Origin of the sequence: Pseudomonas sp. PA-1-3F (assembly GCF_021609665.1) — a bacterium.
Taxonomy (GTDB): Bacteria; Pseudomonadota; Gammaproteobacteria; order Pseudomonadales; family Pseudomonadaceae; genus Aquipseudomonas; species Aquipseudomonas paracarnis.
Genome location: NZ_WJZD01000002.1, coordinates 1 through 26,252, shown reverse-complemented (window position 1 = coordinate 26,252; position 26,252 = coordinate 1). Strand labels below are relative to the sequence as shown.

Genomic DNA, 26,252 nt, shown 5'->3' with positions numbered 1-26,252 from the left:
GTGGCCCAGCCGATATCAAGCATAGGCCCACACTACAACGACAACAGTGGTGACCAAGGTCTGGGCAGCGCGTTGACGCTGACGGATCGTTTCGCGGCAAGGATGCTCGCAAACACTACTTCTGAGAGCAGCCCTATGTCCCTCCGTCACCTGAATATTGCCCCTCGTGCGTTTATCGGTTTTGCCTTCATTGCGGTTCTAGTGGTGCTGTTGGGCGTGTTTGCGGTCAACCGTATGACGCAAATGCGCCAATCCTCCCAGGACATGAGCGCGAACCAGCTGCCCAGCATGACTCACCTGGGCACCATCACCGAAAACGTGCTGCGCATGCGCATCCTGTCGTTTCGCGTGCTGGTCAACCGCGAGCCTGCCGCCCTGCAGGAAGCCGAGACGCGCATTGGCGTGCTGGCTGACAAGGTCAAGACCGCCCAGGCCAAATACGCCACGCTGCCTGCGGGCGCGGAGGAGGCTGCGCTGTACAAAGCCTTCGGCGTCACCCTGGACAACTACCTCAAAGCCCAGGCCGAGATGGTGGCATTGTCCAAGCAGGGCAAGGTCGATGAGATGCGCGCCCTGATCAACAGCCGTATCAAGGACGGCACTGACCAGATGGGCGAGCAACTGAACAAGCTGATCGCCATCAATGCGGCCGACGCCAAGCAGGCCGACGAGGATGCTGGGCAAAGCTACGAGGGCGCGATCACCGGCGTGGTGGCGGTCTCCGTGGTGGCGGCATTGCTCACCGTGCTGCTGGCCTGGTTGTTGACCCGCAGCATCGTGACCCCGCTGCGCAAGGCCGTGGAAGTGGCCGAGACCATCGCCGCCGGCAACCTCAGCAAAACCATCGAGGACGATGGCAAGGACGAACCGGCGCGGTTGCTCAGTGCGCTGTCGACCATGCAAGCCAGCCTGCGCCAGACCATCCAGCACATCGCGGGTTCGGCCACGCAACTGGCTTCGGCGGCGGAAGAGTTGAGCGCGGTCACCGAGGAGGCCTCCCGTGGCCTGCAACAGCAGAACAATGAAATCGACCAGGCCGCCACGGCCGTCAATGAGATGACGGCGGCAGTGGAGGAGGTGGCGCGTAACGCGGTTTCCACCTCCGAGGCGTCCGGGCAGTCCAACCAGGCGGCGCGGGAAGGCCGTGATCGGGTGATGGAAACCGTCGGCGCGATCCAGACCATGACTCAGGACGTGCAGAACACCTCCGCGATGATCGAGGGCCTGGCCGCTCAGGGCCGGGATATCGGCAAGGTGCTGGATGTGATCCGCGCGATTGCCGAGCAAACCAACCTGCTGGCGCTCAACGCAGCGATTGAAGCCGCCCGTGCCGGCGAGGCCGGAAGGGGCTTTGCGGTGGTCGCCGATGAAGTGCGCGCCCTGGCCCATCGCACCGCGCAGTCGACCCAGGAAATCGAGAAAATGGTCGCCGGCATCCAGAACGGTACCGGGGAGGCGGTGCAGTCCATGCAGCAGAGCAACCAGCGCAGCCAGACCACCCTGGAAATGGCACGCGCAGCCGGCGCCTCACTGGAGCAGATCACTGCATCCATCAGCCTGATCAACGAACGCAACCTGGTGATTGCCAGCGCTTCGGAAGAACAGGCCCAGGTCTCCCGCGAGGTGGACCGCAACCTGGTCAACATCCGCGACCTGGCCACCCAGTCGGCGGCGGGCGCCAACCAGACCAGCGCGGCCAGCCATGAACTGTCGAGGCTGGCGGTGGATTTGAATGGGATGGTGGCGAGGTTCGTCGTCTAACTGCTGCCACAACACCCTGTGGGAGCTGGCTTGCCTGCGATAGCAATCTTACAGTCGGCACATCATGGGTTGGCTTACCGCTATCGCAGCATAGGGATCTACACAACTTGGGCCGGTGCTGGACCTGTGGCGAGGGCGCTTGCTCCCGTGACGGACTGACAGCCGACGCTGATCTAACTGACGCGCCGCAATCCAAATGTGGGAGCTGGCTTGCCTGCGATGGCGGCCTTACAGCCGACCAGGATGTTGGATCTGACCGCGTACATATCCGTTCCTGCGGTAACGGCCACCTATGGTTCCGCTCTTACAGCGGGGCACTTTTGGAAAGGCCCAAAAGTAACCAAAAGGCCTTCGCCCCACCACTCGGCACCTCGCCTAGGCTCGGTGTGCCCGAACGCAGGCTTGAAGTCGTGGGCCGCCGCCACGCGCCATCCATGGCGCGGGGCGGCTAACCCGGCGTCCTGCCGGGTTGCCCACGACTTCAAGCCTGCGTTCGGCCAGCGTGGTTTGACGGGGCGCTTCAGATCAAAAGCCAGATCAAGAGCGGCTCGCTTAGCATCGTGGTTACCGTCGATCGCTTCAGAGTTGTGTAGATACTTATGGCTATCGCAGGCAAGCCAGCTTCCACCTTTGCTCTTGTGTTGTGTCAGTGCCGCCATGCCCCTGGATTCACCAGGTTTACCGGCTTTTCGCCAGCCAATGCCGCCAGGAGATTCTCCACCGCACACTTGGCCATCGCCTCCCGCGTCTCATGGGTGGCCGAACCAATATGCGGCGTGGCTACCACATTGTTCAACCGCAACAACGGCGACGCGTGATCCAGCGGCTCCTTCTCAAACACATCCAACCCCGCCGCGCGAATAGTGCGTTGCTGCAACGCCTGCACCAGTGCCGCCTCGTCCACCACCTTGCCTCGGGAGATATTGATAAAAATCGTCTCCGGCCCCATCAGCGCGAATTCCTCGGCGCCAATCAACTTCTCGGTCTCAGCGGTCAACGGCAGGGTCAGGCAGACAAAATCAGCCTCTTTGAGCAAGTCCTGCAAGCTGCGGTACTGCGCGCCAAAGCGCGCTTCAACCGCCGGCTTGGGCGAGTGGCTGTGGTAGATCACTGGCATGCCGAAGCCACAATGCCCGCGTTGGGCCAGGGCTTCGCCGATGCGGCCCATGCCGATAATGCCCAGGGTCTTGCCATGTACATCGCTGCCAAAATGCGCCGGGCCGATGTTTTTGTTCCATTGGCCGGCGCGCACCATGTCGGCCAGCTCGACCACGCGCCGGGCGGTGGCCAGGATCAGCGCAAAGCCGGTGTCGGCGGTGGTTTCGGTGAGTACGTCCGGGGTGTTGCTGAGCAGGATGCCGCGTTGGGTCAGGTAATCGATATCGTAGTTGTCGACGCCCACCGAGACGCTGGCCACTGCTTCCAGCTTGGGTGCCAGGTCGAGCAACTGGGCATCCAGGCGCAGGCTTGCACCCAGCAGGCCGTGGGCGGTGGGGAGGGCATCGCGCAGCTTGGCCAGGCCGGTTTCATCCAGTGCGTCAATCAGCGTGACGTCGACCTGTTCGTGCAGGCGAGCCATGAGCGGCGTGGACAGTTTTTTGTACAGCACGACAGATTTTTTCATGAGGTTTTTACCTTCAACTCCAGGGTTGGCGTCGGCGAGCGGTCACTGGCGCCGGGCTTGAGGAAAATCGTCAGCACCACGGAAAGCAGCAGCGCGCCGCTCATCAGCAGGTACGAAGCGCCGGGCGAGCCGGTGCTGCTGTTGAGGTAGCCCACCAGGTATGAGCCACCGAACGAGCCCAGGGCGCCCATGCTGTTGATCAGCGCCATGGCACCACCGGCGACGTTGGCCGGGAGGATTTCCGGGACGATGGCGAAAAACGGGCCGTAGGGTGCATACATGCAGGCCCCGGCGATCACCAGCAGTGTGTAGGACCACCAGAAGTGTTCGGCGCCCAGCACGTAGGACGCGTAGAAGGCAATCGACGCAATCAATAGCGGCGGCCAGACAAAACGCTTACGTTTCTGCAGCTTGTCCGAACCCCAGGACACCACGAGCATGCCAATCACCGCCGCCAGATAGGGCAGGGCCGAGAGCCAGCCGGCTTCGACCATGTCCATCTGCAAACCGGCCTTGAGGATTGATGGCAACCACAGCACGAAGCCGTACACGCCAATGCTCCAGCAGAAAAACTGCAACGCGAGAATGATCACCTTGGGCGAACGGAACGCCTCGGCGTAGTTTTTCACGGCCTTGATCCCCACCTGCTCGGCGGCGAGGGCGGTTTCCAGGCTGTGCTTTTCGGCGTCGCTCAGCCACTTGGCATCCTTGGGGCGCTCATCGGCCAGCTTCCACCAGATAAACGCCCACAACACCGCCGGCAGGCCCTCGATGATGAACATCCAGCGCCAGCTGAAATGCTGCACCAGGTAGCCCGACACCACCGACATCCACAGCATGGTGACCGGGTTGCCGAGGATCAGGAACGTGTTGGCCCGTGAGCGTTCGGCACGGGTGAACCAGTGGCACAGGTACACCAGCATGGCCGGCATCACGGCGGCCTCGACCACCCCGAGCATGAAGCGGATGACGATCAGCATGTAGGCGTTGGACACCACGCCAGTCAGTGTCGCCAAGCCGCCCCAGAGGATCAGGCTGACGAAGATCAGTTTCTTGACGCTGCGCTTTTGCGCGTAGATCGCCCCCGGCACCTGGAAGAAAAAGTAGCCAAGGAAAAACAGCGCACCGAGCAGCGAAGACATGCCTGGCGTGATCATCAGGTCTTCGGCCATGCCGGACGCGGCGGCGAAGCCGTAGTTGGCGCGGTCGAGGTAGGCCAGGCTGTAGGTGATAAACACGATAGGCATGATGTACCACCAGCGACGGGTGGCGAGTTTCACGGTTTCCATGGGGTTGCTCCTGAGCTTGTTGTAGTTGTGGCAACAGGTAATGGGTCACGCAACGGATCGGGTGGGTAATTCAGCGCGGGTCGGCAAACCTTCCATATCGCCACGGCTCTGCACGGCGCGGCTGCCGATCCAGTTACCGCGCTGTACGGCCTCGGGGAAGCTCAAGTTTTCCAGCAGGGCGCTGATCATGCCCACGGCAAAGCCATCGCCGGCGCCCACGGTATCCACGACCTTGGCCACCGGTACGGCGGCGACAAAACCCTGGTCCATATGGGTGCGGTAATAGGCGCCCTCGGCGCCGAGCTTGATCGCCACGGCTTCGGCGCCCTGGTCGAGATAGAACGCGGCGATGTCTTCCGGGTCGTCAAAACCGGTCAGCAGGCGACCTTCGCCCAGGCCCGGCAGGACCCAGTCGGCCAAAGCAGCCAGCGCATTGATTTCGCGGATCATCTGCGCCTGGCTGGCCCACAGGGACGGGCGCAGGTTCGGGTCGAACGACACACTGCGTCCGGCCTTGCGCATTTGGGTCATCAGCTCGAACGACAGTGCGCGAGTGGCATCGGACAGCGCTGGCGGAATGCCGGTGGCGTGCAGATGGCGGGCTTGCAGCAGCGTCGGATGGATGGCATCGATGCACAAGTGGCTGGCCGCCGAGCCTCTGCGAAAGTACTCCACTTGAGGGTCGGCGCCGGCCTCTTCCCGGGATTTGAGTTGAAAGCCGGTGGGGTTCAGCGGGTCGACGGCCACATGGTGGCAATCGAGTCCTTCTTTAGTCAGGGTATCGACCACAAAACGCCCGAGGGAGTCGTTACCCACGCGGCTCAGCCAGGCCACGTTGAACCCCAGGCGCGACAGGCCGATGGCGACGTTGCTGTCGGCGCCGGCAATGCGTTTGTGAAACTGCCCGACCTGCGCCAGGTCGCCGGTCTGTTCGGCGACAAACATCGCCATGGTTTCGCCAAACGACAGGATATCGATCTCAGACATGGGCGTTCTCCACATGGGGTTGGCCAAGGCGGGCCAGGGTCGCGACCTGTTGCGCGGTGACTTCGATCAGGTCATCGCCCTGCAACGGAAATTCCACTGCCCGGGTAATACCTTGAGTCATGTGTTTAAGCAGTTGTTCCCACAGATGCAGGTCGGTGGCGCCCGGCGGCAAGGCGACGAGCTTGCCATCGGCGCGACGGGCCACGGCCTTGCAGTGCAGGTAATCCACATGCCGGCCCAGCAACCGCGCAGCAGTGAGCGCGGACTGGTCTTGCCACTGCCAGTTACCGATATCGAAGGTCATTTTCACCGGCAGGCCCAGGCGTTCGACTTCGGTAAAAAACCGTTGCATCGGTTCAATGCGCCCACCGTGCAGGGTCTGGTCGTTTTCCACCAGCAGCTTGACCGGGTGGCGATTGAGCAAGGCGTGCAGGCTTTCCAAGTCGTTTGTGTCGGTGAAGTAACCGAGGGACACCTTCAGCCAACCCGAGCCAAAGGCCTGGGCGCGGTCCAGGGTAGCGGCCAGCTCGGCATTGGGCTGGGCTCGGCCGGCGACCCAGAGTTCCAGGGGCGAGGAAAACACGCTGTCCAGGCCTTGCGCGGCAGCGGCCTGGGCCAGGGTGGCGGGGTGTTCTTCGGTCAGCAGCTCCTCACGCCATTCAATGCGCTGGGCACCGGCAGCGCAGAGCAGCGCGACAAAACTCAATTGGCCCTGCTGGCGAACCAGGTCGGCGCCGTAGCTGGAAAGGCTGATGGAGACGGGGTATTTATGCATTGTTGTTTACCTCTGAAACCGGTTTCATTTTTATCAACAAGAACACACTGACTGTTTGTGGCGAGGGGGCTTGCCCCCGTTTGACTGCGCAGCAGTCACCGGCTCTTGGCGGCGCTTCGCACCGCAGCGGGAGCAAGCTCCCTCGCCACAGTAAAGCCAGGGTCATAAGGGGGCGTCGAGCCGCGGATAATCAGCTCGGGTAAGAAATCCAGGGTTCGGGTGGGGGCGGTATCGCCGCGCAGGCGCTTGAGCAAACAGTCGAAGGCGCTGGCGCCAATCGCTTGCGTCGGTTGGGCGAGGGCGGTGATGCCGTTGCCCACCAGCGGGTACCAGTCCAGATCATCCAGGGCGATCAAGCCCACCTCGCCGAACAGGTCGCAGCCCAGCGCCTTGAGCACCCGGGTGCAGGCCAGTGCGGCCACGCCGTTGGCGCAAAACAGTGCCTTGGGGCCGGGGTTGGCGAGAAAGGCTTGTAGACGCTTTTCCAGGTTGCCATCCAGTTCAACCACGGCGCCTGTCAACGCCGGGCGCTTGGCAATTTCGTGATTGAAACTCTCCAGGCGCTCCAAACGTGAACTGGTGCCGTCGGTGGTCTCGCTGACGAGCAGCACGTCGCGGTAACCCTGCTGCTCAAGGTGTTCCACCGCCATGCGCACCGCCGCCGGGTTATCCAGGCCCACCAGGTCGCTGTGCAGCGGCGCGACCTTGCGGTCCACCAGCACCAGAGGCATTTCCTGTTGCAGCTCCAGCAGTTGGTCGAGGTGATGGCCCAGGGTGTTCACGATCAAGCCTTCGATGTTGTACGAGCGCAGCGCCGCCAGGTGTTGGCGCTCTTGCTCGTCATCACGGTCGGTGTTGCACACCACCAGGCTGTAGCCGTGCTGACGGCAGGCGGTTTCGACGCCGTGCATCACGGCGATGGAATAGGGGTTGCGGATATCGGCCACCAGCATGCCGATCAGGCGGGTGCGGCCACGTTTCAAACCACGGGCCATCTGATTGGGGCGGTAGCCAAGCTGTTCGATGGCTTGCTCGATGCGCAGCGCGATCGCGTCGGAGAGCAGGGCGCGGTCATCGCCGATAAAACGCGACACGCTGGCTTTGGACACGCCGGCGCGTTGGGCGACGTCGAGCATGGTGACACGGGTGCGCTGGGCGGCGGAAAAAGGAGTCACGGTCGCGGGCCTTTCTTATTGGAGTTTTCTGGGCCTCAGTCGGGAATACCCGGGCTGAAACCGGTTTCAGGAAACCTCAAGTCAACCGTTTCGTCAAGCATCCGATGTGGGTGGAATCAGCTACCAAGCGACGAATGGCAGTGCCTACCTGTTAGTTCTGACAGTATTCGATACCGCAGATTGCGCGTTTAATTGGTCGCAAGCACGCCTTTGGGGTGTAGGTACAAGCGGTCTGACGGGAGAGTCTGATGAGCGCTCAAAAAACCACTGGAAGTAGACTTTCACGCAACGGCATTTTCCGATTGGTCGATATAGAGGTGCCCATCCTGGATGATGCTAATCCGCCGATTCCTGAGGGTTATATACCTCATCAATATCTTGATACCGATCTTGTTGTGCGCATTCCGCAACTGTGGGATGACGCTGCGCAGGCCGGTGAATTCAATATTGTCGAAATCGTTTGGTCACGCAGCGGAGGCGAAGGTGTCCCTCCTTTCAAGGAGCGGTGGGATGGCCCCATTACCAAGCCTTTCCCTTTTTCCGTCACCGTGCCGCGCGACTATCTGGAAAATGACGGTACCGTCCGGCTGGCTTATCGGATCACCGACGAAACCGGTATACCCACAACCTCGGACTTCCGTACCCTGGTAATTGACCGGACGCCGCCAAACAATAACGTTACGCCGCCAACGCCTGCCTTCCCGGTGGGTACGATAGATGAGGACTACGCGGCCCGGCATCGCACAGTCGATTTGGTATTGTCTGCTTACCTCGGCCGGCGGGCTTATGACAGGGTTTATTATTATATTTCGGACCAAAGTCCTCCACCTGACAGTGCACCGAGTGGCTATGTAGAGTTTCCCGACGAAAATAGCCCACTTGTTATTCCCATTCTTGTGGATTTGTTTCGCCTGTACCGCAACGGAACTCAATACGTTCACCTGCGCCTTCAAGATCGCTCCGGTAATCGAGGCCCCAGGTCCGACCAGTCGCCCGTTGAAGTCCGATTAAAGGAAGCGCCCTCAGACCTCAAACCTCTTGTCATCCCTGCCATGGCAAGTGGCTTGATCAATCGGCACGATGCGCGGATTGGTGTGGTGGCCAACGTTCAGTATGACAACTGGAATGCTCGCGATCTTGTCACCATTCGGTGGGGCAGTACCCTGCTTGATGCGCAGGAGGTTACCGAGATGCCGTTCGGCGCCGGTATCCCGTGGTCGAAGTTGATAGCGATGGGCATGGGGTTCGCAGAAGGTTCGGCCACCTACACCATTACACGGTACGGCAGCAATACGCCCACGTTGCCCAGCCCCCCTACGTTAATCCGTTGGGACTTCAGGGTTGCAGGGCAAGACCATATCAACGCCCCCGCGTTGCTTAACCTCGACTTGCCAACAGTGACTGTGTTTGGCGAGGGCTCGAAGACGGACAACCATATTGATATACGTGATAAGGATCAGCGCGTATATGCCAGCGTCCTGCTTTATCACCAGCCTCGTGATGGTGAGGTGTTGGAGTTGTTCTGGGGTGGCTTCCCCAGTATGGATAAGCCGGTGGCAAGTTATATTGTGGATACCGGTAGTGGCGATGCTGAAGGCGTACGCGTGACGTTCAGTGATATTCCCTGGCAGGTGATTGTCGATGCAGGGAATGATGAAAAACTACGAGTGTACTACTCGACATTCAACGGCGTTAATGAGCAGCTTTCCAATTTTACTGAAGTCATGGTCGATGTTGTCCCTCCACAGGTATTAAGGCGTGTTGAGTTTCCAAGTGCCAATAGCAATATGTTTATAGGCTGTGACGCTAACCCGGCTATGTGGGATCACATACCTGTCCAGATTCTTCCGGAAACGGTCTTTCGCAAAGATGACGATCTTGTCGTGGAGTGGCAGGGCTATGAAGAGTTTGCGGGAGGGGGACAGGCGATTACATCAACTGCGGATACCCTGACGCATCGGCTGACTGAAGAAGAGGCGAAAAAAGGTTATACCTTCGAACAACGCAACTATGACGAGAAGATTAAACCCATCAAGTCACCAGATCCCCAGAGCCCGGGAAGTTCGGTGTCGGTTATCTATACGTTGTGGCGCAAAAACAGAGTGATAGGTTCCTCAAGATTACGCTATGCAAAAATTGATCGTAAAAGAGTGGGCAATATCTATTGCGGGCCGAATGGTGATGGCCCTGAAGACTAGAGGTATAAGCCGACTTGAGTAGTTGGTCGTCGATGTAAGTTGCAGCGTTTGGCAGTGGCAGCGCAACAGTTGTTCTATTTGAAACGTGTCTTGTTTCGAAGGCATGTGTTTGTTCGATTGTCTTGGTGTTACTCAGTGCAAAAGGAGAATACAGATGGCAACGTTGAGTAAGAAACAAAAGGCCGCCATTGCATCGCGCAAGGCCAATAAAGAACTGCTGTGCCAGCGCAGAGCGGGTGTGCTGGCGATGCCCCTGCCCACGTTTGATGCGTTGAATAATGATGGGTTGATTACTAAGGAGGCGTCGAAGAAACCGCTTACTGTAACCTTCGATATTGGGCAGTTTGCAGATGACGAAGGCATTGACCCGGCAATCACCAGACTCGCAGTGCATATGCGCGGTAAAGGCGCAACGAACTGGGGGGCGCCGATGTACATTGTAGACTTTAATCCAGCTTTTCCTGGCCACCAACCTATTGGTCAACCGTTCACCCGTGATATTCCGGCGGCCCGTTTGGTGGAAGGGGAGCATGAGGTCGGCTATGTCATTCATGAAGGTAACTCGCAGACGGGATTGTTAAGAGGTGCTCCCCTGGAGGTCGACCTTACCCCGCCAGAAGACCCCAGGCACCCGGCAGCGCCCTTGTTCCCTGCTTATTTGGAGTCGAAAGGTGAAATTACTGAGCAGGATGTGGACGATCACCCAGCCGGGATGGAATGTACATTTCGCGACTATCCCATCTCTCGGCGCGCCGGTGATGATATCGAAGTCTTTTTTTCATCGGAATTTTCTTCACAGCTGTCTGAGCCTATTGACACCTTTCCTGTGGACGACTCGTTGAGTTTTACGCTGCCGTGGAACCTGATTACTGGTAATAAAGGAGGGCAGAACTACTTGTTCTACCGCCTGTGGGATCTTGCAGGGAATGTCAGCAAAGACTCGGTACCTGCGCGAATTGAGTTGAACCTGACACCAGCCCCTGATCCGCAGGAAGCCTATGTGCCGTTGGCGCTTCTTCCTGGTGACGGGCTGCTTGATTTGCAAGACCTTTATGAGCCAAACGGGGTTTTCATTGCTATTCCAGAATATGAAAATAATTTAACCGACATTGACGTAATCGAATTGACCATCGGCACGCAGGCTCCGGAACGTTTTGACGTTAAGCTTTATCTGCCTTTCCCGTTAATGCTGCCTGTCGGCAGTGATACTCTTTTGGCCCATTACGGTGGAGGTGCTGGCGAGATTCCCATGACCATCGACTATTTTGTTGATCGCAATGGGACATCAACCGATGCGCCTACTCACACTATTGATGTCGATTTTTCTGCGCCTGGCCCTGCTCCGGGTGAAGATCCGGAAAACAGTTTGCTCGCGCGCGTGCGGGTCTTCGGCGTTGATCCGACTAAGGAAAATGAGCTCACAGACGCTGACTTCAATAGGGACGCGACTATCGAGACCGTGCTTTGGAGCACCCCTCTTCCCGCGCCGGGTACGATAATCAAATGGTATTGGGGGGATCTGGCCCACCAGTTTGATGAGTTGACACTGACGAACGAAGGGGGCGGTGACACTCTTACGCGAACGGTGCCTTGGTCAATCATTCGTGAAGTCGGCAATAGAACGCTCCCAGTGTTCTATACGCTGGGATGGCCGACTAATGACAATACCCAGCGCTCACTTGCGCAGAATGTAGTTGTGGCGGCCAACAAAGTCGTATTGGAAGAGCCAAGGTTCGTCAAGGCGACCGCATTTTTGGCGTGTACCGACCTCAATCGAGCGACTCGCGAGGCGACGGTCAGGGTTCCTGGTAATACAGTGTATTTCCAAGAGCACATGGTCGTTCGATGCGAATTCCGCGTATTCAGTGACATTACCGGAGACACTCAGTTGGGCAATACACTGGCCCTAAGCTCGTTGCCGCTGACGCCCGATATGGTTTCCAACGGTTTCGACATAAAGATCCCCTATACGGCCCTTCGGCCAGCGGCGCGCAATTCGGTGGACTTTCACTATTTTGTGCCGATCCCGGGAGAAGGAGAGCAGCCTTCGGTAAGAGCCTGGACCCGTACACGGTTCACCGACTTGAACGGGTTTTTTTGCGAGGAGCAACCACCCACTGCATTGGAAGACGGCCTGGTAGAACAATAGACTGCGGACTGCGGGGTGCTTCGGCACCCTTCGGTTGCACTGCACGCGCTTTGCACTTTCACACAGCTAATCTCCCCATCTCTACCCTTATGTTCGGATTAATCCTACATATTAGGGTAAGCCTGATCTGTAACTTTGCGGCCTTGAATGGCCTGGCTCCACCCCTCTGGAAATAGGCCGAACAGTTCCGTTCTGGAATGCCTGTTAAATGAGTGGTGTCTTGTGAAGATCAATTCGTACTTTAAATTAAAACCCTTGGTTGCAATGATGCAGGTGCCATCTGTTGTGACCTTGTTGCTTCTGGCGCCAAATGCTCATGCTCGGTTGATCGAAAATGGCACCGAAACCATCCGGCACGATGATTATATCGATACCTTTGAATTGCAAAATGCCACGCTTAACGTCATACGGGGCTGGACGCAGGCCATTTATGCTAATGCCTCGAACCTGAATGTCAGCGCGGACAGTACGATCCTGGGGACGGTTGTCGCTCAGAACGGCTCTAATGTGGCTGTCGATAACAGTCGTATCACTGCTTCCGGGGCTTACGAAACTGGCGTAACGCTGCTCAGCAGCACTGCGCAGATCAACGACAGTATGATTTCCAGTGCCGATTACCATGGTTTACTGGTGAGCAAATTTACAAACTCAACCGATATATCCACCGCGACGGTCAATGGCAGTGTCCTGGTGGGAGCAACCGGTGGTGCAGTTGTTACTGGTGGCAGTGCGTTGGAGTTGGTGCGCAGTCAGTCAATCGGCACGGGCGCCGACAGCTTTGGGTTGAGGTTGGAGAGCTCGGCGGCACGGGCGTCTGGGAGCAATATTTCAGGCGGACGTAACGGTATTGAAATGTCGTTTGACCGGCATGCGCCCGGGCCTAATACCCTTATCCTGGACGATTCTCATGTCACCGGTACCACAGGTGCTGCGTTGCTCGTAGACGGTGCTCGGGGCCAGGGTGCGGTGGCGAATATCGAGGTACGCAACGGTTCGACGCTCACCGGTGGTAATGGCAACTTGCTGGAAGTCAAAGGCGGCTCGACGGCGAATATGAATATCGCCAATAGCCAGCTCAAGGGCGATGTCGTTGTCAGCAGTGGTAGCCAGGCTCACCTTCAGCTCACTGATCTCGCCTCATTGACTGGCCGCCTGGAAAACGTTTCGTCGTTGAGTCTTGGCGAGCAGTCCATGTGGGTCATGACCGGCAATAGCCAGGTGGGTGATTTGCGCCTTGCCGATAGCACGGTCAAGTTTGGGGATAGCGATGCGTTCTATCAACTTGACCTCAAGAGCTTGTCGGGCCAAGGCACTTTTGTGATGGGCACTGATTTCGCTCAGGGCCTGACGGACTTCCTGAACATTACGGGTGACGCAACCGGCCATCACGACCTGTTGCTTACCAGCAGCGGTACAGAACCGGTAAACCCAGGTGATGTGCATATCGTTCACACGGGTGGCGGTGACGCACAGTTTGCGCTGGTAGGCGGTAATGTGGATGTTGGGGCCTGGTCCTATGGCCTCCGGCAAGACGGTAATGATTGGTTCCTTGACCCTAATAATCGCACTGTCAGCCCAGGCACCCGGTCGGTATTGGCCTTGTTCAACACTGCACCAACCGTGTGGTATGGCGAGATGACATCTTTGCGTAGCCGCATGGGAGAGATTCGGCATAACGGCGCCGCAGCCGGTGGTTGGTTGCGTGCCTATGGCAATAAATATGAGGTCAGTGGTGGTGATGCGGGTGCCTATGAACAAAGCCAGCGCGGGTTCTCCTTGGGGGCGGATACCCCCTTGGGAGAAGGCCAATGGCTGCTGGGGGTAATGGCGGGCCATAGTACTTCTGATCTGGATCTCAGTCGGGGTACTTCGGGTAGTGTGCAGAGTTACTACGCAGGTCTGTATGCCACTTGGTTGGATGAGGAGAGTGGTTACTATTTTGACGGCGTCATCAAAGCCAACCGCTTGAACAATGATTCCACTGTCGGTTTGAGCGACGGCAGGCAAGCGAAGGGCAAATACAGTACAAATGCCTTGGGTGCGTCTGTGGAAGCGGGCCGTCATATCAAGCTGGATAATGATTTCTTTATCGAGCCTTTCGCCCAAGCGTCCGTGGTTACAGTACAAGGCAAGAGCTATAGCCTGGACAATGGTCTCAAAGCCAAGGGTAGCCACACCGACTCCGTGCAGGGCAAGTTGGGGGTGACAGTAGGCCGCGACTTTATGTTGGATGACGGCAGTATGCTTCAGCCTTACTTGCGTGGTGGCGTTGCCCACGAATTTGCCAAGAGCAACAAGGTGTCGGTCAATAACCAGACATTTGACAATAATCTGTCGGGGTCTCGTGTCGAGGTCGGAGTGGGTGTCGCCCTGACACTGTCCCAAAATATGCAATTGCATGCAGATTTTGACTACGGCCAAGGCAAGCACGTGGATCAGCCATGGGGGGCAAATTTCGGCGTGCGATATAGCTGGTAATCAGGCTGTGCCACTGGATTTCAACGATGCTTGAAAACGCCCCGAGGTTCGGGGCGTTGACTTTCATGCCGGGGTTTATCGAGGTTGAACGGTATTGACACGGGTAGGTCTGCGCCGCGTGGTTCTATCGAGGCTGAACAGCATTTGCACACGCAGTTCTTGGTTGTTGACATCCATAAGATAGACGTCGAGTGCGCCCGTGACCGTATGGTCGTCGGAATTATGAAAGAATTCGACGGTGCCTCGATGTGCTTGATAAGCCGGGAGGGGCGTTTCATTAATGGTCATCAGGATGACGGCTAACTGATGTTCGTCACTGTCTTTCTCCAACTGATAACGGCCGGAGTCCGTGGTAGTGGGGTACTTGAAAATGACCACCTGTCTTGACGTTTCTGTGGGCGGTATCTTCATGGCGCCTTCCGCCAGCCAGAAGTTGTTTTTCAATTCATGTTTGCGAAAGTCCGCCTTGAAGTTCTCGCTTCCGATCGAACCTTGAAAAAAACGTTCTGCGGATTTCTGGCGGGCAGCTTTTCGGGCATTGGCATTGCTCATGGTACGGTTCTCCTGCGATGGGCGGTACGTGTGTGTGCGATGAGGGCGGTTTTGATTAATCGTTGGCACGGGGGCTGATTTCAGGGACAGGTTGTCAACCACGAGGAAGGTGGTGCCTATCACTTCTAAGGTGATCTCAGTCACGCCTGCAGGGATGGTCAGCGACGACGTGTAATTATCCCAGTCGCCCCCCCCCCGAAGTTCTATCTGTGGCGTGTTACCGGGTGCAATATGGAACATCGCGAAACCGTGCCCTCCGGTTGGCGTCATGGCATCGATGGAAAAATCATAGGTCTGGCCGGGTGTGATCGCGATCTCTTGTTCGATGGACCCCCCGAGGTTTGCCTGGCACTCGTTGCCGGAAAATGTCACGGAGGAGCCCACTGGCCGGTTGGCTATCCAATGATCGCCGTTGTCGGCGAAATCACCGTTACGGATCAACTCGACAGGGACGACCACGCCGCCGTCTTCAACCAGTTGGAGGCTATCGAACCAGACGTCGCCAGCATTACCCATCAGTTGTAGCGTCAGGCCGGTGGTGCCGGTAGGTGGGCGAAAGGTGCTCACATGATGGGTCCAGCCATGGTTCCCTGTTAGCGTGATTGTTTCAGTCGCCCCCGAGGGCTGCCATACCAGTCGGGCTGACCCGGCGCCGTTATAGGTAATCAACGTGTATAGGCTGAAGGAGTAGGCGGCGGTATCGGAAACCGATATGTCTTGTTCCGCCCGGCCTCGCCCCGTGATCACGCAATGCTGGCGGGAAAAATCAACTCGGCCTGGAGCGGTGGCAGTAACGTTCCAATAGCGTTCACGATGGGCGAAGTTGCCATTGAGCACCAAGTTACTGTTCATTGGTTGTGTTGACATGGATCAGCCCCGTGCCCTTGGATGGGTTGGTTGTGAGCGATTCAATTCAGCGCCATAAGCACGCGCTGCACAACTGTCAGAACTAACAGGTTTGCCGGTCCATTCGTCGGTTTTCTTTACCCATACGCTTAGCCAGGCCTAGCCAAACAACCCTGCCGCAATATTGATAGAGAACCCCAGGATCGCGGTGTTGAACAGAAACCCGATCAACGATTGCCCCAGCACCACTTTACGCAAGCTACGGGTGGCAACACCCACGTCCGAGGTCTGCACAGCCACGCCGATGGTGAAGGAGAAATACAAGAAGTCCCAATAATTGGGGGTGAGCAAGCCCTCGGCAAAGCGCAGCGCCGGCTCCTTGCCTTGCCAGGTGTAATAGAGCCTGGCGTAGTGCACGCTGAAAATCACCCCGATCAGCAGCCAGGAGCCGATCACTGTCAGCCCGGTAAAAGCGTAATGCAGCAGACGTTCGGAAGTGGCCAGGTCCTTGCTGCCCACCAGTTCGAAGGTGATGGTGGCCAGGCTGGCGATGGCGGCGATGCACACCATGAAGAGCACCAGGCCGGCGTTCTCGTCTTCGACTTCGGCGATGCGCTTGACGTCTTCGGCCTTGGCGCGAATGGTCAACCAGAGCATCAGTATCAGGTAGGTCCAGACCCCGGCGTTCCAGCCGATCAGGATTTTGCTGGCAAGGGTGTCGGCCGGCACCAGGAGGCCGACCGCAAGGCCCAGTACGGCGGCGGATGAGAGGCGAGGGTGGGTGCGGGCGAGGAAGGGCATGGTGGCTCACAAAGAACGCTGGAAACCATAGCCTATCCCTGTAGGAGCGAGCGTGCTCGCGAAAAACTTCAAAACACCGCGTGCATCCAGACGGCCCGCGTTATCGTTGACGATCTTCGCGAGCAAGCTCGCTCCTACAGTGTGGGCATTACTGGCGCTTGCGCACCAGCTTCATCACCACCACGAAGAACACCGGCACAAACACCACCGCCAATGTCGCCGTGATCATTCCGCCAATCACACCGGTGCCAATCGCCTGCTGGCTGGCCGAGCTGGCCCCCGTAGCAATCGCCAATGGCACCACGCCGAGGATGAATGCCAGGGACGTCATGATGATCGGGCGCAGTCGCAACCGTGCCGCTTTCAAGGTGGCGTCGATCAAATCCTCGCCCTGGTCATACAGGTCCTTGGCGAACTCGATGATCAGGATCGCGTTCTTCGCCGACAGGCCGATGATGGTGATCAAGCCGACTTTGAAAAATACGTCGTTGGGCATCCCGCGTAGCGACACGGCCAACACCGCACCCAGTACCCCCAGCGGCACCACCAGCAACACTGAGGTGGGAATCGACCAGCTTTCATACAGCGCGGCCAGACACAGGAACACGATCAGCAGCGACAGGCCCAACAGCAGCGGGGCCTGGGAACCGGACAAGCGCTCCTGCAACGACAAGCCCGTCCATTCCTGGCCCAGCCCGGCGGGCAGTTGGCTGACCAGACGCTGGATTTCGTTCATGGCCTCGCCAGTGCTGTGCCCCGGCGCCGCTTCGCCGCTGATGGCGATGGCCGGGTAGCCGTTGTAACGGGTCAACTGCGTGGGGCCCTGGGTCCACTTGGCTTCGACGAAGGCTGAGAGCGGCACCATCTTCCCGGCGTTGTTGCGCACGTGGATTTTCATCAGGTCGGCCACCTGGCTGCGCTGGTCGCCTTCGGCTTGCACCACCACGCGCTGCATACGGCCCTGGTTGGGGAAGTCGTTGATATACGCCGAACCTATCGCCGACGACAGCACGTTGCCTACGTCGGCAAACGACACACCCAGGGCGTTGGCCTGCTTGCGGTCCACTTCCAGCTGCACTTGTGGTGCTTCAGCCAAGGCGCTTTCACGCACGTTGGCCAGGATCGGGCTTTTCGCTGCAGCGTCCAGCAATTCGGTACGTGCGGCCATCAACCCGGCGTGGCCGACGCCACCGCGGTCCTGCAAACGGAACTCGAAACCACTGGAAGTGCCCAGGCCGTCTACCGGTGGCGGCAGGATTGCATAGGCAATCGCGTCCTTGAGCTCGCTGAAGGCTATGTTCGCGCGATCGGCGATCGAGGAAGCGGAGTCATCGCTGCCACGTTCTGACCAATCCTTGAGCGTGGTAAACGCCAGCGCGGCGTTTTGCCCGGAACCCGAGAAGCTGAAGCCCATGATCATGGTGGTGTCACCCACCCCAGGCTCGCCTGCGTTATGCGCCTCGATCTGTTCGGCCACCTGCACTGTACGGTTCTTGCTGGCGCCCGGCGGCAACTGGATATCAGTGATGGTGTAGCCCTGGTCTTCCACCGGCAGGAACGAGGAGGGCAGGCGGCTGAACAACAGCCCCATGCCCACCAGTAATACCAGGTAGATCAGCAAATAGCGGCCGCTGCGCTTGAGGGCATAGGCCACCCAACCTTCATAACGGTTGGTGAGGTGCTCAAAGCGCTGGTTGAACCAGCCGAAGAAACCACCCTTGGCATGGTGCTCGCCCTTGGCAATCGGCTTGAGCAAGGTGGCGCACAGTGCCGGGGTCAAGGTCAGGGCCAGGAAAGCGGAGAACAGGATCGAGGTGGCCATCGACAGTGAGAACTGCTGGTAGATCACGCCCACCGAACCCGGCATGAAGGCCATCGGCAGGAACACCGCCACCAGCACCAGGGTAATACCGATGATGGCCCCGGTGATCTGGCCCATGGCTTTCTTCGTCGCCTCTTTGGGCGACAGGCCTTCGGTGGCCATGATGCGCTCGACGTTTTCCACCACCACGATGGCATCGTCCACCAGGATGCCGATCGCCAATACCATGCCGAACATGGTCAGCACGTTGATCGAGAAGCCCAGCAGCAACATGGTGGCGAAGGTGCCCATCAGCGCGATCGGCACCACCAGCGTGGGAATCAAGGTGTAGCGCACGTTCTGCAGGAACAGGAACATCACCGCGAACACCAGCGCCATCGCCTCCAGCAAGGTGTAGATCACCTTGGTGATCGAGACTTTGACAAAGGGCGAAGTGTCGTAGGGAATCTTGTATTCCACATTGGCAGGGAAGTAGCGCGACAACTCGTCCATTTTCGCCCGCACCAGCGTTGCGGTACTCAATGCATTAGCGCCGGGCGACAGTTGCACGCTGACGGCGGTGGACGGCTTGCCGTTCAGGCGGGTGGAGAACTGGTATTCCTGGCTGCCGACTTCCACCCGTGCCACATCGCCGATGCGCACGGTGGAGCCGTCGGGGTTGGCCTTGAGCACGATGTCGGCAAACTCCGCCGGAGTGGACAGTTGCCCCTTGACCAGCACCGCCGCGGTGATCTCCTGGGTGTGGGTGCCCGGCAAGTCACCGATGCTGCCCGCTGAGACCTGGGCGTTCTGGGCGCTGATCGCGGCGTTGACGTCGGCCGGCGTGAGGTTGAAACCGATCAGCTTCTGCGGGTCGATCCAGATACGCATCGCTCGCTCGGCGCCATACAACTGGGCCTTGCCGACCCCGTCCAGGCGCTTGAGCTCGTTCATCACGTTGCGCGCCAGGTAATCACTGAGCGCCACGTCGTCAAGCTTGCCGTCGTTGGACGTCAATGTGACCAGCAGCAGGAAGCCGGCGGAGACTTTTTCCACTTGCAAGCCTTGCTGAGTCACGGCCTGGGGCAGACGCGGCTCGACGACCTTGAGGCGGTTCTGCACATCCACCTGGGCCATTTCCGGGTCGGTGCCCGGCTGGAACGTGGCGGTGATCGTCGCCGAACCCAGGCTGCTCTGGGATTCGAAATACAGCAGGTGATCGGCGCCGTTGAGCTCTTGCTCGATCAGGCTGACCACGCTCTCATCCAGGGTCTGGGCCGAGGCACCGGGGTACACCGCGTAGATTTCCACTTTGGGTGGCGCGACGTTGGGGTATTGCGCCACCGGCAATTGCGGGATCGCCAGGAAGCCCGCCAGCAGGATAAACAGGGCCACCACCCAGGCGAAGATCGGGCGGTCAATAAAGAACTGCGGCATGACGGGTTATTCCTTTACGAGCGGGCTGTCGTCCACTTCAACTTTTTCACCGGGGCGTGCGTGTTGCACGCCCTCGACGATAATGCGGTCGCCGGGCTTGAGGCCGCTGGTGACGATCCAGCGGTTGTCGATCACCGCACCCAACTCCACCGGTTGCTGGCTGACGGTCTGTTCGGCGTCCAGCAGCAACACCATCGGGATACCGGCGCTGTCACGGGTGATGGCGCGTTGCGGCACGCTGATACCTTGTTTGTCCACGGCCTGTTCCACGCGCACCCGCACAAAGCTGCCGGGTAACAGGTCGAGGTCCGGGTTGGGGAACTCGCTGCGCAGGATGATCTGCCCGGTGCCCGGGTCGACGCTGATGTCAGCGAAGAGCAATTTGCCTGGCAACGGGTACAGGCTGCCGTCGTCCTGAATCAAGGTGGCCTTGGCCTGGTCCTGGCCGACCTGCTTCAAGCTGCCGGCACGAAAGGCGCGGCGCAGGTCGTTCAGCTCACGGGTGGACTGAGTGAGGTCGGCGTGGATCGGGTCCAGTTGCTGGATAATCGCCAGCGGCGTGGCTTCGTTCTGGCCGACCAGCGCGCCTTCGGTCACCAGGGCGCGGCCGATGCGCCCGGAAATCGGCGCGGTCACGGTGGCATAGCCCAGGTTCAGCCTGGCACGCTCGACGGCGGCCTTGTTGGCGGCCACTTCGGCATTGGTCTGGCGCAGGGCGGCGCGGGCGTTGTCGTACTCCTGGCCGCTGATGGCGTTGCCTTCGACCAGTTGGCTGTAGCGCTGCTCTTGCAGGCGCGCCTGGAACGCATTGGCCTCGGCCTTGCTCAGGTTGGCCTGGGCACTGTCCAGGTCGGCCTTGAACGGCGCCGGGTCAATACGGAACAACACGTCGCCTTGCTTGACGTCGTGGCCTTCGTTGAACACCCGTTGCATGACCACCCCGGCGACCCGGGCGCGTACTTCGGCGATACGCGGTGCGGCGATGCGCCCGCTCAGTTCGCTGGTAATAGAGAGGGGCTTGGCCTGCAGGGTTTCGATCCGTACTTTGGCCAGGGGCATTTGTGGCGCCTCGTCTGCCGACTGACCACACGCGCTCAGCGCCAGTGTGAGGGCCAACAGGCAAAACGGCGCAAACAGATTCTTCGACATGCTCTTATCCCAATATTGACTGGCGCATCCTAGGGGCACCTGCGCCGTGGTGCTGTGAAGCTGTGTAGCGGGTCTGTGAAGAAGTGTAAGGTACGGCGCGCAGGGCGTCGGGGGCGTATATCCTTGCACAATCCTGCAACACACCAACAAACAGCATTATTTGGAAACACCATGCCCAACATCCTCCTGGTGGAAGACGACGCCGCACTCTCCGAGCTGATTGCCAGCTACCTGGAACGCAATGGCTACCACGTCAGCGTGCTCAGCCGCGGCGATCATGTACGCGAACGTGCACGCCTTAGCCCGCCGGACCTGGTGATCCTCGACCTGATGCTGCCGGGTCTCGACGGCCTGCAGGTGTGCCGTTTGCTGCGCGCCGACTCGGCGGGGCTGCCGATCCTGATGCTGACCGCCCGCGATGACAGCCACGATCAGGTTCTGGGGCTTGAGATGGGCGCCGACGACTACGTGACCAAACCCTGCGAGCCGCGCGTATTACTGGCCCGGGTGCGCACATTGCTGCGTCGCAGCAGCCTGTCCGAACCCCAGGTGGCCAGCGACCAGATCGTCATGGGCAACCTCTGCATTGATCTGTCCGAACGCACCGTGACCTGGCGCGAACAGGCGGTCGAGCTGTCCAGTGGTGAATACAACCTGCTGGTGGTGCTGGCCCGGCATGCCGGCGAAGTGCTCAGCCGCGATCAGATCCTGCAACGCCTGCGCGGTATCGAGTTCAACGGTACCGACCGTTCGGTGGACGTGGCCATCTCCAAGCTGCGACGCAAGTTCGACGACCATGCGGGCGAGGCGCGCAAGATCAAGACAGTGTGGGGCAAGGGGTATCTGTTCAGCCGTTCCGAGTGGGAATGCTGAATCATGTTTCGCGTACTGCTGCGCCTCTACCTGATCACCATCGTCACCTACAGTGCGGCGATTTACCTGATTCCCAAGCTGGTGATCCAGTTGTTCGAACACCGCTACATGGACTACAACATCGAACAGTCCCGCGGCCTGCAAAAACTCATGGTCAAGCAGTACCAGCGCGCACCGGTGGAGCGCTGGTCCCAGGTGACCGACCAGTTGAGCCACGATTTTGCACCCTTGAAAGTGCAACTGTTGCTTCGCCAGGACGCCCGCTACACCCCTGAGGAAGAACAGCTGCTGGAGCAAGGCAAGCCAGTGATCCGCCTGGGCGAATGGGGCTGGATGGAGGAAATCAGTTCGCCGATCAACCAGCAGTTCGCGGTCAAGCTGACCGTACCACCAGACCCGTTGGACATGAACCTGCTGTACTGGTCGATGAACGTGCTGGTCGGTGCCGCCTTGCTGGCGTGCCTGCTGGTGTGGCTGCGTCCGCACTGGCGTGACCTGGAGCGTTTGAAAAGTACCGCCGCGTTATTGGGCAAGGGCCATCTGGAGGCGCGTACGGGGCTCGCACCCAGCTCCAGCATCGGCGGCCTGGCGGCGGTATTCGACACCATGGCCGACGATATCGAGCGCCTCTTGAACCAGCAGCGCGATTTGCTCAATGCGGTCTCCCATGAACTGCGCACACCGCTCACCCGCCTGGATTTCGGGCTGGCCCTGGCGCTTTCCGAAGACTTGCCCCCGGCCAGCCGCGAGCGCCTGCAAAGCCTGGTGGCGCATATTCGGGAGCTGGATGAGCTGGTGCTGGAATTGCTGTCTTACAGCCGCCTGCAAAACCCGGCGCAATTGCCCGAGCGGGTAGAGGTGGCGCTCGACGAGTTTATCGACAGCGTGTTGGGCAGCGTCGACGATGAGCTGGAGAACCCCGATATCGTCATCGATGTGGTCCTCGATTGTGCCGTGGAGCGCTTCAGCCTCGACCCGCGCCTGACTGCCAGGGCCTTGCAGAACCTGCTGCGCAATGCGACGCGCTACTGCGACAAACGCATCCAGGTGGGCGTGCGGGTATGCCCCAAAGGCTGTGAAATCTGGGTGGACGACGATGGCATCGGCATACCGGCGGAGCAGCGCGAGCGCATCTTCGAGCCGTTCTACCGCCTGGACCGTAGCCGCGATCGCGCAACCGGTGGCTTTGGCCTGGGCCTGGCGATCAGCCGGCGCGCCCTGGAGGCCCAGGGCGGCACTTTGACGGCCTTGGCGTCTCCCTTGGGCGGGGCGCGGTTTCGTGTGTGGCTACCTAACCTTTCGTGATCAAAGCACTTTGACTGCGCGGCCGATCCCGTGGATCGGCCCGGTGGGTTTGCCGGTGGGCGAGCCATTGGGTCCTTCCAGCGTCAGTTCAAACAACTGGTTCGGCGCCAGTGGCGGCAGCTTGTCCAGCGGCACCGACAAGGTCTGCCCCGGCTTGACCAGCCCCAGGGATACGGGCCCCTGCCAGCCATCGGCCTTGGTCCAGAACTCCAGGGCTTTGTCGGCAGGAATCTCCATCACCCCCAGTGGAATCAATTGGATCTGCTGATTATCACTGGCCTGCACCACCCAGCCCGGTGCCTGGCTTTGCGGCGCCATCAGCACCACCACGAAGCTGGGTGTGGTGATGGGCGGGCGCGTCAGTAATAGAGCCGCCAGCATCACGCTTGCCATCAGGCCCGCGGCAGAAAGCCCGCGCCAGAACGCCAGCAGGTTCCACCACGCCACGCTCGTTTCGGGGGCTTTGATGCGGCGTTCAATGCGCCGCCACAGCTGTGCCGAAGGCGGCACCGGTTGTGCCAGCGCGACCAGAGGCAACAGACGCTGCTCCCAGGCATCCACCGCTGCACGCAGTGCCGCATCATGGGCCAGGCGTTGTTGCACCTCAGCGCGCTGTTCGGCGGGCAGGGTCCCCAGTACGTATTCACTGGCCAGTTCATCCAGGCTGTCGTTCATGCCATGCACTCCCGCAAGGCGGCGAGGCTGCGTTTGATCCAGGCTTTGACGGTACCCAGCGGAGTACTGAGTTTTTGCGCAATTTCGCTGTGGGAGTAACCGTCCACATAGGCGTGCAGGATGCAGGTGCGGCGTGTCGGGTCGAGCCGCTCCAGGCACTGGTGGATCTGCCCGGAGCGTGCCGCAAACTCAACGGTCTGGGCAGGCTCTGCCATCGGCTCGTACTGATCGTCCAGCGGCACGTCACGCGCGGTGCTGCGTACAACGTCCAGGGCCAGGTGGCGAGTCACGCTGAACACCCATCCCCGTGCGGAGCCTCGCAGGGGGTCGAAACTGCGTGCGCCGTGCCAGATCTTGATAAAGGCGTCATGCACGATGTCCTCGGCCAGGGCCTTGTTGCGGGTAATGCGCAGCGCCACACCGAGCAAGCGGCTGCTGTCCTGCTCATAGAGCTGGTGCAGGGCGCGATGATCGCCGCGGGCGCAGGCTAACAGGCACACTTCATAATCAAAGATGAGTTCAGCCAAACCAGAATTCCTGCCACTGAGGAGACGTCTACGCATGGTAGGCGCGAGGTTGCTCGCGCCTACCTGGCCAGCGTAGCTGAGTTTGCTCAGTTGGCGGCCCAGAAGATGTAGTCCGCCTGGTATTTCACCACTTCCTTGGCGCCTTTGTTCGCGGTGGTGCATGGCGTAGCGGGAGCGACTCCGCCTTTGAGCGCAACCCGCTGGATATACGCCACGCCACTCATCGCACCTTTGCCCTCGGCCGGGTTTGCCTTGACCAGTTGATAGGGCAGGTTACCGGGGCTCGACGGCGCCACGGCCAATTGCGTGCCGGTGATGGTCGAGCCGTCCTTGGCCTGCCATGTGGCAGGTGGGCCGAAGTAGGTGCCGACCTGCTGTCCATTACGGTCGTTCAATACGGCTTTGGGGCCGACGAAGGTCCACTCGGTCTGGCCGGCAGCGTTGGCCTTGTCGCGGCATTCATAGGTGATTTCGCCGACCCCGGTGGTTTGCATCGCCACCTTGTGGCCATCCGGCACCTTGATGCTGTCCGGCAGGCCCGCCTGGGCAAACGCCGACGGTGCGGCGAGGAGCAAGCTGGACAGGCACAGCAGTGTTTTAGCGTTCATGGTGTTTCTCCATTGGGTAGAACAGCAGGGTTACGTTGATGACTACGGCCCAGGCCCGCCCATTGGATGCAGGGCTTTGCGAAAAAAGTGAAGATTTCCAAAAAAGCATAAACTCAGATCGCATCGGTATAAGTGGTTATAAGAAAAATCGCTATCCTGCGGCCAGAAATTTATAAGGCCTCGGGTAGCTGGAATGGATGTAGGTAATATTGGTTTCGTGGTTGCCGGCCTGATCGTGGGTTTTATCGTGGGCATGACGGGGGTGGGCGGCGGTTCGCTGATGACCCCGATCCTGCTGTGGTTTGGCATCAACCCAGCCACTGCGGTGGGCACCGACCTGCTGTACGCCGCGATCACCAAGTCTGGTGGTGTGCTGGTACACAGCAAGAACAAGAACATCGACTGGACCATCACCGGCTGGCTCACCCTGGGCAGCGTGCCGGCGGTGTTGCTGACGTTATGGTTCCTGGCCAGCCTGCACACCGACCCCAGCGCGATGAACGCGGTGATCAAGCAGGCCCTTGGCGTGGTATTGCTGCTGACGGCCCTGGCGATCCTGTTCAAGAAAAGCCTGTTGGCCTTTGCCCAGCGTCATGCTGGCGATTCCTACCATCTGCGCCCGCGCAATCTGAATGCGCTCACTGTTGTGACAGGTGCGATCCTTGGCACCATGGTGGCCCTGACCTCGATCGGCGCCGGCGCCCTCGGCACGGTGGCGCTGTTTATCCTGTACCCGTTCCTGGCCACGCGGCGCCTGGTTGGCACCGAGATCGCCCATGCGGTGCCCCTGACATTAGTGGCGGGCCTGGGCCATGCCAGCATGGGGAACATGGACTGGCATCTGCTGGGCTTTTTGCTGATGGGGTCGCTGCCGGGGATCTACGTTGGCAGCCATATGACCGGCAGGATTCCCGACGGGGTACTGCGGCCGTGCCTGGCGGTGATGTTGATGGCGGTGGGTTATAAGTTGGCGTTCTGAGCACGTGGCCTGACACCCCACGCTCCAAATGTGGGAGCTGGCTTGCCTGCGATAGCGGCCTGACAGCCGACACAGGTGTCAGACCGAGTACATATCCATTCCTGCGGTAACGGCCACTTAGGGTTCCGCTCTTACATGAACTGCCCCCCGAATGTTGGACACCTGACCCCCTCGGGAGGGTGTTCCATGACGAAATACAACCTAGCACTCAAGCAATCACTGATTGAAGAGTGTCTGTCTGCCAGTAGCGTTCATGAGGTGGC

General features: G+C 59.5%; 19 protein-coding genes. 7 read left to right on the top strand and 12 right to left on the bottom strand.

All coding sequences use genetic code 11. The annotated features are described in order from the left end of the window. Positions 1–102: 102 nt before the first annotated feature. On the top strand, positions 103–1,761 hold the full coding sequence (locus GIV26_RS01555; RefSeq protein WP_442962894.1) for a methyl-accepting chemotaxis protein: 1,659 nt from the start codon (positions 103–105) through the stop codon (positions 1,759–1,761). 646 nt (positions 1,762–2,407) lie between these two features. On the opposite strand, the gene GIV26_RS01550 is transcribed toward GIV26_RS01555, so the two are convergent. The 5 genes from GIV26_RS01550 to GIV26_RS01530 all read right to left on the bottom strand — a co-directional run bounded on the left by GIV26_RS01550 (position 2,408) and on the right by GIV26_RS01530 (position 7,611). After that, complete coding sequence (locus GIV26_RS01550; protein ID WP_200582859.1) at positions 2,408–3,385, bottom strand: 2-hydroxyacid dehydrogenase; 978 nt, start codon at positions 3,383–3,385, stop codon at positions 2,408–2,410. Continuing rightward, positions 3,382–4,674, bottom strand: coding sequence for an MFS transporter (locus tag GIV26_RS01545; RefSeq protein WP_034127684.1), 1,293 nt, complete (start codon positions 4,672–4,674; stop codon positions 3,382–3,384). The genes GIV26_RS01550 and GIV26_RS01545 overlap by 4 nt, the downstream gene beginning before the upstream one ends. A gap of 45 nt (positions 4,675–4,719) precedes the next feature. Beyond that, positions 4,720–5,661 (bottom strand): sugar kinase, encoded by a 942-nt coding sequence (locus GIV26_RS01540; protein WP_236279353.1) that lies wholly within the window; start codon positions 5,659–5,661, stop codon positions 4,720–4,722. Beyond that, positions 5,654–6,436 (bottom strand): sugar phosphate isomerase/epimerase family protein, encoded by a 783-nt coding sequence (locus tag GIV26_RS01535; protein ID WP_236279352.1) that lies wholly within the window; start codon positions 6,434–6,436, stop codon positions 5,654–5,656. The genes GIV26_RS01540 and GIV26_RS01535 overlap by 8 nt, the downstream gene beginning before the upstream one ends. 95 nt (positions 6,437–6,531) lie before the next feature. Further along, a complete protein-coding gene (locus GIV26_RS01530; protein WP_329610231.1) occupies positions 6,532–7,611 on the bottom strand; it encodes a LacI family DNA-binding transcriptional regulator in 1,080 nt (359 codons plus the stop codon). Between the two features lie 248 nt (positions 7,612–7,859). On the opposite strand from GIV26_RS01530, the gene GIV26_RS01525 reads away from it, so the two are divergent. The 3 genes from GIV26_RS01525 (at position 7,860) to GIV26_RS01515 (ending at position 14,436) form a co-directional block, all read left to right on the top strand. After that, entirely contained in the window at positions 7,860–9,809 is a 1,950-nt protein-coding gene (locus GIV26_RS01525) for a hypothetical protein (RefSeq protein ID WP_054897471.1), read from the top strand. A 154-nt stretch (positions 9,810–9,963) separates the two neighbouring features. Further along, positions 9,964–11,958, top strand: coding sequence for a hypothetical protein (locus GIV26_RS01520; protein ID WP_236279351.1), 1,995 nt, complete (start codon positions 9,964–9,966; stop codon positions 11,956–11,958). Positions 11,959–12,180: 222 nt separating this feature from the next. Then, a complete protein-coding gene (locus GIV26_RS01515) occupies positions 12,181–14,436 on the top strand; it encodes an autotransporter outer membrane beta-barrel domain-containing protein (protein WP_306109891.1) in 2,256 nt (751 codons plus the stop codon). Between the two features lie 75 nt (positions 14,437–14,511). On the opposite strand, the gene GIV26_RS01510 is transcribed toward GIV26_RS01515, so the two are convergent. From GIV26_RS01510 to GIV26_RS01490, 4 genes are all read right to left on the bottom strand, one after another. Then, positions 14,512–15,855, bottom strand: coding sequence for a hypothetical protein (locus GIV26_RS01510; protein ID WP_236279350.1), 1,344 nt, complete (start codon positions 15,853–15,855; stop codon positions 14,512–14,514). Between the two features lie 138 nt (positions 15,856–15,993). After that, positions 15,994–16,635: a DUF1345 domain-containing protein gene (locus GIV26_RS01505; RefSeq protein WP_054897468.1), complete on the bottom strand. Its 642-nt coding sequence runs from the start codon at positions 16,633–16,635 to the stop codon at positions 15,994–15,996. Positions 16,636–16,783: 148 nt separating this feature from the next. Beyond that, a complete protein-coding gene (locus tag GIV26_RS01495) occupies positions 16,784–19,873 on the bottom strand; it encodes an efflux RND transporter permease subunit (protein ID WP_236279349.1) in 3,090 nt (1,029 codons plus the stop codon). Positions 19,874–19,879: 6 nt separating this feature from the next. Further along, entirely contained in the window at positions 19,880–21,022 is a 1,143-nt protein-coding gene (locus tag GIV26_RS01490; protein WP_034127674.1) for an efflux RND transporter periplasmic adaptor subunit, read from the bottom strand. Positions 21,023–21,193: 171 nt separating this feature from the next. On the opposite strand from GIV26_RS01490, the gene GIV26_RS01485 reads away from it, so the two are divergent. Further along, positions 21,194–21,895 carry a response regulator transcription factor gene (locus tag GIV26_RS01485; RefSeq protein ID WP_054897465.1) on the top strand — a complete coding sequence of 234 codons (702 nt, stop codon included), beginning with the start codon at positions 21,194–21,196 and terminating at the stop codon, positions 21,893–21,895. A 3-nt stretch (positions 21,896–21,898) separates the two neighbouring features. Further along, on the top strand, positions 21,899–23,200 hold the full coding sequence (locus GIV26_RS01480) for an ATP-binding protein (protein ID WP_054921468.1): 1,302 nt from the start codon (positions 21,899–21,901) through the stop codon (positions 23,198–23,200). Here GIV26_RS01480 and GIV26_RS01475 read toward each other — a convergent pair whose 3' ends face one another. The 3 genes from GIV26_RS01475 to GIV26_RS01465 form a co-directional block, all read right to left on the bottom strand. Beyond that, positions 23,201–23,875, bottom strand: coding sequence for an anti-sigma factor (locus tag GIV26_RS01475; RefSeq protein WP_236279348.1), 675 nt, complete (start codon positions 23,873–23,875; stop codon positions 23,201–23,203). It abuts the gene before it with no gap. Further along, a complete protein-coding gene (locus GIV26_RS01470) occupies positions 23,872–24,402 on the bottom strand; it encodes a sigma-70 family RNA polymerase sigma factor (protein ID WP_236279347.1) in 531 nt (176 codons plus the stop codon). Before GIV26_RS01470 ends, GIV26_RS01475 begins: the two co-directional genes overlap by 4 nt. 86 nt (positions 24,403–24,488) lie before the next feature. Then, positions 24,489–25,010 (bottom strand): DUF3455 domain-containing protein, encoded by a 522-nt coding sequence (locus GIV26_RS01465; RefSeq protein WP_034127670.1) that lies wholly within the window; start codon positions 25,008–25,010, stop codon positions 24,489–24,491. Between the two features lie 193 nt (positions 25,011–25,203). Here GIV26_RS01465 and GIV26_RS01460 point away from each other — a divergent pair, with 193 nt between their 5' ends. Continuing rightward, positions 25,204–25,989: a sulfite exporter TauE/SafE family protein gene (locus GIV26_RS01460; RefSeq protein ID WP_054921460.1), complete on the top strand. Its 786-nt coding sequence runs from the start codon at positions 25,204–25,206 to the stop codon at positions 25,987–25,989. Positions 25,990–26,252 lie beyond the last annotated feature (263 nt).

Coding starts and splice junctions, on each gene's coding strand:
- GIV26_RS01485 (WP_054897465.1), top strand. CDS start 21,194: ATGCCCAACATCCTCCTGGTGGAAGACGACGCCGCACTCTCCGAGCTG.
- GIV26_RS01545 (WP_034127684.1), bottom strand. CDS start 4,674: ATGGAAACCGTGAAACTCGCCACCCGTCGCTGGTGGTACATCATGCCT.
- GIV26_RS01460 (WP_054921460.1), top strand. CDS start 25,204: ATGGATGTAGGTAATATTGGTTTCGTGGTTGCCGGCCTGATCGTGGGT.
- GIV26_RS01540 (WP_236279353.1), bottom strand. CDS start 5,661: ATGTCTGAGATCGATATCCTGTCGTTTGGCGAAACCATGGCGATGTTT.
- GIV26_RS01510 (WP_236279350.1), bottom strand. CDS start 15,855: ATGTCAACACAACCAATGAACAGTAACTTGGTGCTCAATGGCAACTTC.
- GIV26_RS01490 (WP_034127674.1), bottom strand. CDS start 21,022: ATGTCGAAGAATCTGTTTGCGCCGTTTTGCCTGTTGGCCCTCACACTG.
- GIV26_RS01475 (WP_236279348.1), bottom strand. CDS start 23,875: ATGAACGACAGCCTGGATGAACTGGCCAGTGAATACGTACTGGGGACC.
- GIV26_RS01555 (WP_442962894.1), top strand. CDS start 103: ATGCTCGCAAACACTACTTCTGAGAGCAGCCCTATGTCCCTCCGTCAC.
- GIV26_RS01480 (WP_054921468.1), top strand. CDS start 21,899: ATGTTTCGCGTACTGCTGCGCCTCTACCTGATCACCATCGTCACCTAC.
- GIV26_RS01520 (WP_236279351.1), top strand. CDS start 9,964: ATGGCAACGTTGAGTAAGAAACAAAAGGCCGCCATTGCATCGCGCAAG.
- GIV26_RS01550 (WP_200582859.1), bottom strand. CDS start 3,385: ATGAAAAAATCTGTCGTGCTGTACAAAAAACTGTCCACGCCGCTCATG.
- GIV26_RS01525 (WP_054897471.1), top strand. CDS start 7,860: ATGAGCGCTCAAAAAACCACTGGAAGTAGACTTTCACGCAACGGCATT.
- GIV26_RS01535 (WP_236279352.1), bottom strand. CDS start 6,436: ATGCATAAATACCCCGTCTCCATCAGCCTTTCCAGCTACGGCGCCGAC.
- GIV26_RS01465 (WP_034127670.1), bottom strand. CDS start 25,010: ATGAACGCTAAAACACTGCTGTGCCTGTCCAGCTTGCTCCTCGCCGCA.
- GIV26_RS01505 (WP_054897468.1), bottom strand. CDS start 16,635: ATGCCCTTCCTCGCCCGCACCCACCCTCGCCTCTCATCCGCCGCCGTA.
- GIV26_RS01495 (WP_236279349.1), bottom strand. CDS start 19,873: ATGCCGCAGTTCTTTATTGACCGCCCGATCTTCGCCTGGGTGGTGGCC.